This is a genomic window from Salmonella sp. SAL4457 (genome assembly GCF_046548235.1).
GTDB lineage: Bacteria > Pseudomonadota > Gammaproteobacteria > Enterobacterales > Enterobacteriaceae > Salmonella > Salmonella enterica.
This window is the reverse complement of record NZ_JBGDZO010000003.1, coordinates 181,322-192,729: the sequence shown is the minus strand read 5'-3', so window position 1 is coordinate 192,729 and position 11,408 is coordinate 181,322. Positions and strand designations below refer to the sequence as shown.

8 protein-coding genes and 2 pseudogenes are annotated in these 11,408 nt (G+C 52.1%); 6 read left to right on the top strand and 4 right to left on the bottom strand.

The window, feature by feature from the left end; genetic code table 11:
* Positions 1-719: 719 nt before the first annotated feature.
* Positions 720-1,139: pseudogene (locus ACLJNW_RS12045) on the bottom strand (ATP-binding protein); the annotation flags it as partial.
* Here ACLJNW_RS12045 and ACLJNW_RS12040 point away from each other — a divergent pair.
* Positions 1,098-1,337, top strand: a pseudogene (locus ACLJNW_RS12040) (efflux RND transporter permease subunit); the annotation flags it as partial. The pseudogenes ACLJNW_RS12045 and ACLJNW_RS12040 sit on opposite strands and share 42 nt — an antisense overlap.
* Positions 1,338-1,387: 50 nt before the next feature.
* On the opposite strand, the gene rclR reads toward ACLJNW_RS12040, so the two are convergent.
* Positions 1,388-2,242 (bottom strand): reactive chlorine-specific transcriptional regulator RclR, encoded by an 855-nt coding sequence (rclR, locus tag ACLJNW_RS12035; RefSeq protein ID WP_000339621.1) that lies wholly within the window; start codon positions 2,240-2,242, stop codon positions 1,388-1,390.
* 215 nt (positions 2,243-2,457) lie between these two features.
* Between rclR and rclA the strand changes: the two genes are divergently transcribed.
* From rclA to rclC, 3 genes are all read left to right on the top strand, one after another.
* Positions 2,458-3,783 (top strand): reactive chlorine resistance oxidoreductase RclA, encoded by a 1,326-nt coding sequence (rclA, locus tag ACLJNW_RS12030; protein ID WP_000195929.1) that lies wholly within the window; start codon positions 2,458-2,460, stop codon positions 3,781-3,783.
* A gap of 156 nt (positions 3,784-3,939) precedes the next feature.
* Complete coding sequence (rclB, locus tag ACLJNW_RS12025) at positions 3,940-4,176, top strand: reactive chlorine resistance periplasmic protein RclB (RefSeq protein ID WP_000922170.1); 237 nt, start codon at positions 3,940-3,942, stop codon at positions 4,174-4,176.
* 12 nt (positions 4,177-4,188) lie between these two features.
* Positions 4,189-4,749, top strand: coding sequence for a reactive chlorine resistance membrane protein RclC (rclC, locus tag ACLJNW_RS12020; RefSeq protein WP_000362181.1), 561 nt, complete (start codon positions 4,189-4,191; stop codon positions 4,747-4,749).
* A gap of 78 nt (positions 4,750-4,827) precedes the next feature.
* Here the strand turns inward: rclC and ACLJNW_RS12015 are convergent, their stop codons facing one another.
* Positions 4,828-6,003: a DnaJ family molecular chaperone gene (locus tag ACLJNW_RS12015; RefSeq protein ID WP_001033456.1), complete on the bottom strand. Its 1,176-nt coding sequence runs from the start codon at positions 6,001-6,003 to the stop codon at positions 4,828-4,830.
* 325 nt (positions 6,004-6,328) lie between these two features.
* On the opposite strand from ACLJNW_RS12015, the gene pheP reads away from it, so the two are divergent.
* Positions 6,329-7,723, top strand: coding sequence for a phenylalanine transporter (gene pheP / locus ACLJNW_RS12010; protein WP_000786288.1), 1,395 nt, complete (start codon positions 6,329-6,331; stop codon positions 7,721-7,723).
* Positions 7,724-7,764: 41 nt separating this feature from the next.
* Here pheP and ACLJNW_RS12005 read toward each other — a convergent pair whose 3' ends face one another.
* Entirely contained in the window at positions 7,765-9,012 is a 1,248-nt protein-coding gene (locus ACLJNW_RS12005) for a mechanosensitive ion channel family protein (RefSeq protein ID WP_001156969.1), read from the bottom strand.
* A gap of 310 nt (positions 9,013-9,322) precedes the next feature.
* Here ACLJNW_RS12005 and ACLJNW_RS12000 point away from each other — a divergent pair, with 310 nt between their 5' ends.
* Positions 9,323-11,290 carry an autotransporter outer membrane beta-barrel domain-containing protein gene (locus ACLJNW_RS12000; protein ID WP_071624334.1) on the top strand — a complete coding sequence of 656 codons (1,968 nt, stop codon included), beginning with the start codon at positions 9,323-9,325 and terminating at the stop codon, positions 11,288-11,290.
* Positions 11,291-11,408: the final 118 nt, after the last annotated feature.

Below are 11,408 nucleotides of genomic sequence, written 5' to 3'. Positions count from 1 at the left end.
GATTGCTGAGTGGGTTGGGACAAAAACGGTACACACAAAGCTTTGCATCGGCTTGCAAAGCTTTGCATGTTTTTCGAAGATGGGGCGAGTGAGCGCCGTGGTAATGGGATAACTTGTTGTTAGCTCAGGTAGTTCCAGGAACATCTAAGCCGTGGGTCGCAGGTTCGAATCCTGCAGGGCGCGCCATTTAACCTCTCAAAATTATGTTAATCCGTAAGCTTCTGCGGGGGCGACGTTGTGCCATCCGCAGTACGTGACGCTAATATGCAAATAACTAATTGTGTTTAATCTGTTTATGGTGCTCCTCAGCCTGGATCTCATGGGCGAAAGAATGGGCATTATTCATCGATTGATGGATGACCATTGCTTTTTCATAGTCGTCCATTTCAGAAAAGGGTGTCGCATTTTCCACAGGAGTCGGGGCGCTGGTTTTCTGTGTCTAAGCCATTTGCTGGTGCGCGAAGGCGTCACCGTTATTCATCATTTCATGCGCGGTGGCGGATAATTGGCGGGATTCCATTTTCTCTGCGACTTTTACGCCAGCTGAAATAAAAAAACGACAGCTAAAAGGGATGTAAACTTATTCAACTTATTTCTCCGGTGTGGGTTAATAAGAGAAATAATAAAACAGTCGTTGAGTCTGGCGCGTGACGGGATAATGACGATGATGTCAGATTATTTTGCTGGTTAGCGATAGCGCCTTTCACTATCGCTACAGTTCAACGGAGGTGTTTGGGTAATGTCAAAATAAAACGAGTAGCGCGCGTATCGGAGGTGACAGAAACTTTTCCCCGGTGCGCAGTGACGATGGATTTTACAATTGCCAGGCCTATACCGCTGCCTTCCCCTTTACGCTGGCGGGAGGGATCAATGCGATAAAAACAATCGAAAAGGCGCGGCAAATGTTCCGGCGCGATTGGCGTACCGGGGTTTTCAACAATAATATGTATCTGGTCGTCCGCTTCTTTTATCTGAAGAGTAATGGTTTTACCCGGCGGCGTATAGCGCATCGTATTAGAGAGTCAATTACTGATGGCTCTGCGCAGCATGATGGGATCGCCGGTGATCCAGCAGGCGCGGCCTTCAAAGCGCAAGCTCCCAACACCTTTTCGGCAGAAAAACTCGATGAGGCGCTTCACCACGGGGCGGTGCTCCGGGTGCGGCCAAAAGCCATGACGGTAGCGGTGATTATCGCCGGTCTGCTACCTGTTTTATGGGGGACCGGCGCGGGTTCTGAGGTGATGAGCCGTATTACCGCGCCGCTGCTGTCGCTGTTCATCATTCCGGCAGCCTACAAGCTGATGTGGCTGCGCAGGCATCGTCGCCTTGCGGCATAACGTGTGCACCCCGCCTGCGGCGTCAAACTGTAGGCGGGTTCAGCCTACGTTTATCGTCCGAGCGCGTTGACCCGTTTGCGGTACTCGCCTGGTGTACAACCGAATTCACGGACAAACGCTTTGTGAAAAGAAGATTCGCTCGCATAACCTACCGACTCGGCAATCACCATCACCGGCAGCGCTTCACGCGACAGGGTCTGGGCGGCGATTTGCAGGCGCAGCGTTGTTAACACGGCTAAGGGCGTTGTAGCGGACACGTCGCGAAATAGCTGGGCGAAACTCGCCCGCGACATGTGTACCCGTTGCGCCAGCGTTTCGACCGTCCAGGGATGCGCCGGTGTTTCCAGCATGTGAAGGATCACGCGGCCCAGCCGGGGATGCAGCAATAAATTGAGCACGCTTTTCGCCGTGCCAGCCTGCGATAGCCAGTCGCGAACGGCGAGGGTAAACAGCGTGGCGCACTGCTGACTGTATAAGACATCAGCGCCGGGTAAATGGTGTTCTGACTCCTGCTGTAACAGCAAAATGGCGGCGTTAAGCCAGATACTGGCGGGGCTATGCGGCGGCGGGGCAAGACATAACACTTCCGGCAACGCGGTAAGGAAATAACGTGACGTCGTGTGCAGACGTAGACTACCGCACACGATATGTGTCGGTGCTTCGCCAGACTGGCGCAAACGGTGGGCGGAGTTTTGCGGCAGAATCACCACCTTTCCCGGCGTAAGCGTCATGGCGTCGCCGGTAGGCATTTCCAGTTGCGCTTCGCCCTGCGTAACGGTATGCCAGCGAATCACCGATAGTTCGCCAGCGGCGTGCGGCAACTGCCAGTCGCCGCCTAACGGGCAATTCTTGTCGATTGAGCCCTGAGGGGCGTTAAGCGTCAATAGCCGACTAAGCGCATCCATATAGACTCCAGAACAGATTTATTTTCAAAAATAGGGATCACCATTTCTGTCTCTGTTCACTATATTTCTGACTCAATGTCATTTCTACTCTTGTTTTTGCTAACCGCTAATTTAGACGATAAGACAAAAATTGGCGCGTTACGGATAACCCTGTCTTTTTTGACGTTATTTATACTTGTCCTGACAAACAGATGGTGATTTGGCGGAGAAAGAAGATGACACAGTATCAGGCGCTCATTATTGGTTTTGGCAAGGCAGGAAAAACGTTGGCGGCAACTCTGGCGAAGACGGGATGGCGCGTGGCGATTATCGAACAGTCCGCCAGTATGTTCGGCGGAACCTGCATCAACATTGGCTGTATTCCAACGAAAACGCTGGTGCATGACGCGGAACGTGAGGGCGATTTTTCTGTCGCCATGCAACGCAAAGCGGCGGTCGTAAATTTTTTACGCGACAAAAATTTTCATAATCTTGCCGACCTGGACAATGTCGATGTGATTGAGGGAAGGGCGGAGTTTATTGATAACCATACCTTACGGGTATTTCAGGCGGACGGCGAGCGGGTGTTACGGGGAGAAAAGATCTTTATTAATACTGGCGCAGAGTCGGTGATCCCGGCTATTACGGGCTTAACAACGACGGCAGGGGTGTTCGATAGCACCGGGCTACTCAGCCTGAGCCAGCGTCCGGCGCGGCTGGGGATTTTAGGCGGTGGTTATATTGGCCTTGAATTTGCCTCAATGTTCGCCAACTTTGGTACGAAGGTCACTATCTTTGAAGCAGCGCCGCAATTCCTGCCTCGTGAAGATCGGGATATCGCGCAGGCAATTACCCGTATTTTACAGGAAAAGGGCGTCGAGCTGATTTTAAACGCCAACGTACAGGCCGTATCCTCAAAGGAGGGCGCGGTACAAGTAGAAACGCCGGAAGGCGCGCATCTTGTGGATGCCCTGCTGGTGGCGTCGGGGCGAAAACCGGCGACGGCTGGCTTACAGTTGCAGAACGCCGGTGTGGCGGTGAACGAACGCGGCGGGATCATCGTGGATGATTACCTGCGTACCACGGCGGACAATATCTGGGCGATGGGCGATGTTACCGGTGGGTTGCAGTTTACCTATATTTCACTGGATGATTTTCGTATTGTACGCGACGGGTTATTGGGAGATGGCAAACGCAGTACCCGCGATCGCCAGAACGTTCCGTATTCCGTCTTTATGACGCCGCCGCTCTCTCGTGTCGGGCTGACGGAAGAACAAGCGCGGGCAAGCGGCGCAACGGTGCAGGTGGTGACATTACCGGTGGCGGCGATCCCTCGCGCCCGTGTTATGAACGATACTCGTGGCGTACTAAAAGCGGTAGTGGACGTGAATACGCAGCGTATTGTAGGGGTGTCATTGTTATGCGTCGATTCTCATGAAATGATTAATATCGTTAAAACCGTTATGGATGCAGATTTACCTTATACGGTGTTACGCGACCAGATATTTACCCATCCTACAATGAGTGAGTCTTTAAACGATCTCTTCTCTCTCATTAAGTAAAACATAAATAATGTAGCCCTGTTAATCAGGGCTTTTTTTTGCCTGTCAGACCATAAAAATACGCCAGGACAAATATGCTGGCGTCTGAAAGAAAAGGCTTTAGCCAGGCATAACGTATTATAACACCATTGAAATAACCCACGACTGGAAATCTCGATGTTAAAAGTTACCACGCTTATTGCTTCATTATTGGCTGCGCCGCTGGCGTTTTCCGCCTCCGCCCAGCCGCTAACTGACGTTGAATATATCAGCGTTTCTGCGGTGTCAGCAACGCCGTCAATGCTTGAAGACGCTATTGCCAGACTGGCGCAAAGTAAACAGGCGTCGTCATGGAAAATTACGTCAATGCGTATTGATAATACGGGTTACGCCACTGCGATATTATATAAATAAGGAGAGCCTGAGATGGATAAATATCTTCGTCTGTTAAGTCAGGGGGATCGGCTTGGATTAACATTAATTCGCCTGAGTATCGCCATCGTTTTTATCTGGATTGGACTACTAAAATTTGTGCCCTATGAGGCAGACAGTATTACCCCGTTTGTGGCGAACAGCCCGTTTATGTCTTTTTTCTATGAACATCCTGAAGAATATCGTCAGCATCTGACGCATGAGGGCGAACTAAAACCGGAGGAGCGCGCCTGGCAAACGGCCAATAATACGTATGCGTTTTCGGATGGTCTGGGCGTGGTGGAATTGATTATCGCGGTGCTGGTACTGGCTAACCCTGTCAGCCGCTGGTTAGGGCTGGCGGGCGGCGTGCTGGCATTCCTGACGCCATTTGTCACGCTGTCGTTTTTAATCACCACGCCGGAGGCCTGGGTTATGCCGCTGGGCGATGCGCATTATGGTTTCCCGTATTTATCGGGCGCCGGGCGGCTGGTATTAAAAGATACGTTAATGCTGGCAGGGGCGGTGATGATCATGGCGGACTCCGCCCGTTCGTTACTTTTACAGCGCCAGTAGCGACCCTCTTACCCTCTTTATGCCGCGATTCGTCGGGTGGCGCTTGCGCCATCCGACAATGTGTTGATGAATGATGGACTACCCTGCCAGAAGTTCCTGTTCCACCTGTTGAACCTGCGCCTCCAGCGTATTGCGAATTTCGGTTAGCGCCCGTTCCTGCTCGGAGAAATAGGCTTCCTTATCCGCAACGGAAGAGGCGAGCCGCCAGGCGTTTTCCGTTTCCAGCTGCGTTATCTCTTTCAACAGCGCGTCGATTTGCGTGCGGAGCTGGCGTATTTTATGGCGCAGATGTTCCAGGTTATTGAGCCTGTCGCTTGCCATCATCGGTTCCAGACCGCTTTGCAGCTGCGTCAATAACGCGCGAATTGCCGCCAGATCGGCATTCTGCCGCGCCTGATTAAGTTGTACCATCATCTGGTGCGCTTTTTCTTTTAATTCATCGGCGACCACATCCGGGTGACACAGGCGGCTGGCCTGACGCCACAAACGTTTTAATTCACTGCGTTCGTCTGCCGACAAACGTTGATCGCGGGCGTAGCGGAATTGCGCTTCCTGCTGCTGCTCCCGGTACTGGTGATAGTCCTGTTCCGCATTTTCCTGCGCCTGGCGGAATGCGCTGTCGTCCTGATGGGAAAAATCTGCTTCCAGCTCGCGAATTTCCGCCAGCAACGCGGTGATTAACTCCGTCTGCTGCTGGATTCGCTGACGGATGCCCACCGCTTCGCGCGAGGCGGCATTCAATCCTGTCCACTGCTGTTTTAGCGTTGCCAGTTGATCCACGGCCTGGGAAATAAATTGCAGGCAGGATTGATAATCCTTTTCCCGGCGTTTTATTTCGGCTTCTTGCTTACGCTGCATACTCACCGCGAGCTGTTTACGCAACTCCAGAATACGGCTCATCAACGGCCCGAGACGCAGATGATAGAGGTCGTTGAAATCGTCGAGGATTTGTACCCGCGCATTTCGTTTGTCAATCAGATCGCGAAGTTGGGCTTCAAGCGCTTTCAGCTCCAGCTTACTGGCGGCAATAGAGGGATCTTGCCACGTCGAGAGCGCCCGTTGAGCCTGTAGCCAGGCGGCGATCTCTTGCATGGCGTCACTGAATCGACGAGCTTCAATCGCCTGGGCAATCGCGCTGATTACGGCATCCTGCGGCTCATTTTTCAGGTAGATGAGCTGCTGACGGATAATCTCTTCGTCCTCAAGTTCGATGGCGCTTTTGATGATCTCTAAACGTTTGATGATCTTATTCATGACGTTGATGCCTGGCGTGGCTCAAAAACGGATAACAGATACCAAGTCTGATTCACCTTTTTGAAAATACTGAAAAAATACTAAATGTATTCTGTAGGGTGTCGTACTTTTCGTCCAGAGTTATTCACATATTTTATACTCGGCGTCTGTCACCCGTAACGTTCTATATCGGCGCGCACTCTTTTCTTTTTACTCCCCGCGACATCTTTTTTTACACGATAACGTTAACGTCCGGAGTTGAGCCTTGACAAACGATTGCGCCTTGCGGCAGCGAGAGCGAAATGTTAAAAGGTGCCCCTCAATAAAAACGATACAGGGGTAGGACGTGAAAAACGCGTCAACTGCATCCGGCGCCAGCGTGTCGGATGCAGCGTCGAAGAATGAACCGACGCTTCAGCGGGGGTTGCAAAACCGCCATATTCAGCTAATTGCGCTGGGCGGCGCCATTGGCACCGGACTGTTTCTGGGCATCGGCCCGGCGATTCAAATGGCGGGGCCGGCTGTTTTGTTGGGCTATGGCGTTGCCGGGATTATCGCTTTTCTCATTATGCGCCAGTTGGGTGAAATGGTCGTGGAAGAGCCGGTTTCCGGATCGTTTGCCCACTTCGCCTGGAAATATTGGGGGCCGTTTGCGGGCTTTTTGTCGGGCTGGAACTATTGGGTCATGTTTGTGTTGGTCGGGATGGCGGAGTTGACCGCGGCGGGCATCTATATGCAGTACTGGCTGCCTGACGTACCAACATGGGTATGGGCGGCGGCGTTTTTTATTATCATTAATGCCGTGAATCTGGTGAACGTTCGTCTGTATGGCGAAACGGAATTCTGGTTCGCGCTGATTAAAGTGCTGGCGATTATCGGCATGATAGGTTTTGGTCTGTGGCTGCTGTTCTCCGGCCACGGCGGCGAACATGCCAGCATTGATAACCTCTGGCGTTATAACGGTTTCTTCGCTACCGGTTGGCATGGTTTGCTTCTGTCGCTGGCGGTGATTATGTTTTCTTTTGGCGGACTGGAGCTGATCGGCATTACTGCGGCGGAAGCGCGCGATCCGCAAAAAAGCATCCCGAAAGCGGTGAATCAGGTGGTATACCGTATTTTGCTGTTCTACATCGGTTCGCTGGTGGTGTTGCTGGCGCTCTATCCGTGGGTAGAGGTGAAATCCAATAGCAGCCCTTTTGTGATGATCTTCCATAACCTGGACAGTAATGTGGTGGCTTCGGCGCTGAATTTCGTTATTCTGGTCGCGTCGCTTTCGGTATATAACAGCGGCGTTTATTCGAATAGCCGAATGCTGTTCGGCCTGTCCGTACAAGGCAACGCGCCGAAATTTTTAACCCGCGTCAGCCATCGCGGCGTACCGGTGAACTCGCTGATACTTTCCGGAGCGATTACCTCGCTGGTGGTGCTGATCAACTATCTGTTGCCGCAAAAAGCGTTTAGCCTGTTGATGGCGCTGGTTGTCGCGACGCTATTGCTAAACTGGATAATGATCTGTCTCGCGCATTTACGTTTTCGCGCGGCGATGCGTCGTAAAGGGCGCGAGACGCAATTTAAGGCGCTGTTCTATCCCGCCGGAAACTATTTGTGCATTGCGTTTCTGGCGCTGATCCTGGTGTTAATGTGTACGATGGACGATATGCGATTGTCGGCGATTTTGCTGCCGGTATGGATTGTATTCCTGTTTATCGCGTTTACAGTTTTGCGCCGTAAGGCTCATTAACTTTTTTGCCCGATCCCATGCTCATGCGATCGGGCAATCCATTAATGGCGCAATGTCCCTGACAGCGCGCGAATATCGCTGCCGGTCGGCGTCTGATGAATACGCAAGCCGAACTCTTCCACCACGGCAAAAATATGGTCGAAAATATCGGCCTGAATGCTCTCATATTCCAGCCATATGACGGTATTGGTAAAGGCGTAGATCTCTATCGGCAAACCATGATCGTCAGGCGCCAGTTGGCGTACCATCAGCGTCATATCTTTACGGATGCGCGGATGGTGGCGTAAATATTCGTTCAGATAGGCGCGAAATGTCCCGATATTGGTCATTCGGCGGTGATTTAAGGCTGATTCCGGCGCATCCAGTTGTTTATTCCATTCATCGATTTCCTGATGACGGCTGGTAAGGTACGGCTTTAACAGTTGCGCGGTTAACAGCCGCTGTTTTTCATCATCATCCAGAAAATGGATACTGGTCGCGTCAATATTAATGCTGCGTTTAATCCGGCGTCCGCCGGACGCAGACATGCCGCTCCAGTTTTTGAACGAATCGGAAACCAGCGACCAGGTGGGAATGGTGGTGATGGTATTATCCCAGTTGCGTACTTTTACCGTGGTTAAGCCAATATCAATGACCGCGCCATCTGCGCCATATTTTGGCATCTCCAGCCAGTCGCCTAGTTTGAGCATATCGTTGGCGGAAAGCTGGATACCGGCAACCAGGCCAAGAATCGGGTCTTTAAAGACCAGCATTAATACCGCGGCCATCGCGCCCAGCCCGCTGATTAAAATTGCTGGTGACTGGCCAATCAGCAGTGAGATCATCAGAATGCCGACGATAATTGCGCCGATGAGCTTAATACCCTGAAATATTCCTTTTAGCGGTAACTGAGAGGCGGCGGGCCATTTTTGCGATAGATTGAAAATCACGTCCAGCAAGGAAAATAACGACAGCAGGGCGTAGGTCATAATCCATAACTGCGCGCAGGTCGTCAGGATATCCGCAGCCTCACTGCCTTTTTGTAGCCAGAGCGCGGCCTGAATATTGACAATGATGCCTTGCAGCGTAAAAGCCAGACGATGGAATAATTTATTCTGGGTAATAATTTGCAGCCACAGGCGGGAACTGGCGCTGGCACGTTTTTCGAAAGCGCGCAGTACTATCCAGTGCAAAATAATATGCACGACAACTGCTGTCAGAAAAATAATACCAAATATCACCACCAGCGACGTGGTGTGATTCATTTCAATTCCCGCTAAATCTTCTACCTGGGATATCAATTCCTGCATAATCTCTCCTTTATAAACAGCAGCCTATGATGACTGCTGAATGGCATTTATGCAAATCAGGACGCCTGCGCTTCAGGCATAATCAGCAACAGACGGGTAAAAGCGCCTCTGGGGTTATCCATACGCTATATTTTATCCAGCGCCCTATAAACGTCGTTATTTTACGCGGTTCCCTCTTTTTGAACAGGCGCCAGTCCGTCAACAATGAATGAAAACTTTTTAACCAGAATGTTTAAAACGATTGCAATATCTCTGTCGGATAATGATTAGCACCGTCGTACCTATCAACAATAACATTAAGGAACATCGGATGACCCAAAATACCCTGCTAAAATACGGCATACTCTCGCTGGCGCTGGCCGCGCCATTATCTGCCTGTGCGTTTGACTCTCTTACGGTAATTGGCGATAGCCTTAGCGATACCGGAAATAACGGTCGCTGGACCTGGGATAGTGGTCAAAATAAGCTCTACGACGAACAGTTGGCCGAACTATATGGGCTGGCATTAAGCCCTTCCAGCAATGGCGGCTCTAATTATGCCGCCGGCGGCGCGACGGCGACCCCGGAATTAAACCCGCAGGATAATACCGCCGATCAGGTACGGCAGTGGCTTGCCAAAACGGGGGGAAAAGCCGACCACAACGGTTTGTATATTCACTGGGTCGGCGGAAACGATCTGGCGGCGGCCATCGCGCAACCAACCATGGCACAGCAAATAGCCGGTAATAGCGCCACTAGCGCGGCGGCGCAGGTAGGGCTGTTACTGGATGCCGGCGCCGGGCTGGTCGTGGTGCCAAACGTACCGGATATTAGTGCGACGCCAATGCTTCTGGAGGCGGTAATCACCGCCGGGCTGGGCGCAGCGGCGCCCCCGGCGCTAAAAGCGGCGTTAGATGCGCTGGCGGAGGGAGCTACGCCCGATTTCGCCAGTCGGCAACAGGCGATCCGCAAGGCGTTGCTGGCGGCGGCTGCAACGGTAAGCAGCAATCCGTTTATTCAGCAACTGCTCGTTGAGCAACTGCTGGCGGGCTATGAAAAGGCGGCAGGGCAGGCGTCAGCTCTGACCGATTACTATAATCAGATGGAAGAGAAGGGGCTGGAGCAACACGGCGGCAATATAGCCCGTGCCGATATCAACGGCCTTTTTAAGGAAATTCTTGCCAACCCGCAGGCGTTTGGTCTGACAAATACCGTAGGTATGGCCTGCCCGCCGGGCGTATCCGCTTCGGCGTGCTCCTCGGCAATGCCAGGATTTAATGCGTCGCAGGACTATCTGTTTGCCGATCATTTACATCCCGGTCCGCAGGTCCATACCATTATTGCGCAATATATTCAGTCGATCATTGCCGCGCCGGTACAGGCGACATACCTGAACCAAAGCATTCAGTCGATGGCGCAAGGCAGTCGTACCACGCTTGACAGCCGTTATCAGCAGCTTCGCCAGGGGGAAAACCCTGTCGGTTCGCTGGGCATGTTCGGCGGATACAGCGGGGGATATCAACGTTATGATAATAATGAGGCCGACGGGAACGGTAATCATAATAATCTGACGGTTGGCGTCGATTATCAGCTTAACGAGCAGGTTCTGCTGGGAGGGCTGATAGCCGGTTCTCTGGATAAGCAACATCCTGACGATAATTATCGTTATGATGCCCGCGGTTTTCAGGCCGCCGTATTCAGCCATTTACGCGCCGGTCAGGCGTGGCTGGATAGCGATTTACACTTTCTGTCCGCTAAATTCAGTAACATTCAGCGCAGTATAACGCTCGGTGCGCTAAGACGGGTGGAAGAGGGCGAAACCAACGGTCGGCTGTGGGGCGCGAGGTTAACCAGCGGTTATGATTTTGTCATGGTGCCGTGGTTAACGACCGGACCGATGCTGCAATATGCATGGGATTACAGCCACGTTAATGGTTATAGCGAGAAGCTCAATACCAGTACATCAATGCGTTTTGGTGACCAAAACGCCCATTCGCAGGTGGGTAGCGCGGGTTGGCGTCTGGATCTTCGCCACAGCATCATTCACTCCCGGGCGCAGATTAATTATCGCCGTCAGTTTGGCGATGATACGTATGTGGCGAACGGCGGCCTTAAATCGACCGCTCTGACGTTTAGCCGCGACGGAAAAACGCAGGATAAAAACTGGGTTGATATCTCGATTGGCGCAGATTTTCCGCTGTCGGCAACGGTGTCCGCTTTCGCCGGGCTGTCGCAAACGGCAGGGTTAAGCGATGGCAATCAAACCCGTTATAACGTTGGGTTTAGCGCCCGATTTTGATGACACGCCAGGGAGGGCCAACTCCGTGGTGACAATATCGCCATCGTAGGCGCAAACCGGTGTCACGCCGTTTTCTCCTTCATCCAGATAGGGGGTATCCAGATATGGCAAACGGCGT